The organism is Lentilactobacillus sp. Marseille-Q4993, assembly GCF_951230165.1.
Classification (GTDB): domain Bacteria; phylum Bacillota; class Bacilli; order Lactobacillales; family Lactobacillaceae; genus Lentilactobacillus.
Window position 1 is genome coordinate 1 of sequence record NZ_CATNVB010000067.1, and the last position, 1,513, is coordinate 1,513.

General features: G+C 37.1%; 1 protein-coding gene. It reads right to left on the reverse strand.

Features of this window, described 5'->3' with window-relative positions; genetic code table 11:
- Nucleotides 1-129 precede the first annotated feature (129 nt).
- Entirely contained in the window at nucleotides 130-1,392 is a 1,263-nt protein-coding gene (locus tag QOW94_RS10950; protein ID WP_283680493.1) for an ISL3 family transposase, read from the reverse strand.
- Nucleotides 1,393-1,513 lie beyond the last annotated feature (121 nt).

A 1,513-nucleotide genomic window follows, 5' to 3' on the forward strand; every position in this document is an offset into this window, starting at 1 on the left:
AACACTAAAAGGCATGACTCCGATAGAATATCGAAATCATGCCTCAAATAAGATTGCCTAATTTTAATTATTTAACTGTCCGCTTGACACGGAGTAGCTCCGGACCACAAATCGAAAGATTTGTGGCTTTTATTTTGTTCTCAATTCAAGTCGAATTCTGGTGAATAGGTTCTTCATATTTCTATAACCATAGGCAGTTCTGCGAATTTGCTTAATCTTTCGTATAAGCCCTTCAAGTGGTCCATTGGAATAAGAATAAACAACGGCGTTTCCTATGAAAGCAAGGTTTTGTTTGAAAGTCACCATTACGTCATCCATTTGCGTTCCTGTTTGTTTATAGTTATTGATGCAGTCATAGAAGCCCTGTTTGTCGTTATTATGAATGGTCTTCAAAAGTGACTGATAAACTTCCCAAACGGCCTTTAGACGGGGAGACTTAGAAAAACCAATCTCTAGAATTTCGTAGTCAGTCAGATACTCATGATTATGTAATCGGTAGGTACGCTTGCTAGTAATTAGTTTTTCGCCAGATTTCTTGAAAACCTTCCATTGAGTCTTGATTATCTTATATTCTCGTGTTGATTTATCGAGCTTTTCTAATGCTCTCAGTCGCTCATTATCAATTGCTTTGCCTAACATCTGAATTACATGGAATCGATCAATGATGATTTGGGCATTCGGAAATAAACGCTGGATGATTCGCTGATAATTTGCGTTTAAATCCATCGTTACAGTTTTAACGCACTTACGTGCGGGCTCATCGAATCCCTCAAAGAATGACTTAATATCATTGGTTTTTCTTCCCGGTAATATTTCAAGTAGTTCATGGGTTTCTGCATCACAAGTGATAAAACTCATCTGTTTTTGAACCGATCTAAATTCATCGATACAAATATTCTCTGGTAGCTCGCTATTGTATTTGTAATAGTGAGTCCCGCTTGTTTCCGAGATGATTCTGCTTACTGTACTGGCAGAGATACCAGTTAAGGCAGCAATATCTTTATTAGACTTATCGGTTGTTGCATATTTCATTACCAGAGATCGGGTATTCTCTGAGACAAACCGATTGGACTTTACTATACTTGAATGACTGATAAAAGAACTGTGACAGCTTGAATTTGGACATAGGTAACGCTGTTTAGTTAGCTTGATAGCCGTAGGCTGATCACCATGATTAGCTAAAGTAATAACTGATGTTGTTGTCCCGTTCTTTTTAAAGGTTTCAATTCTACCGCAATTTGGACAACGGTCGATTTTATAATCAAGATAACCAACGTACACTAGGGTTTTCTTACCACGGATATAAGTGAAATAATTTAAGTTCTCCTGGTCAAAAGTAATATTTCTATCTGTTATTCCAAGCGTTCTTCTAGTACAATCATTAAGGGACATCTGTTTTCCTCTTTTCTAAATGGTTTGTGGTGAATTCATTATAGCAAAAGGGACAGGTGTCCTTTTGCGTCCAAAAAAATAGTGCGATAGATTTCTCTATCACACTAAAAAGTGTACAGCC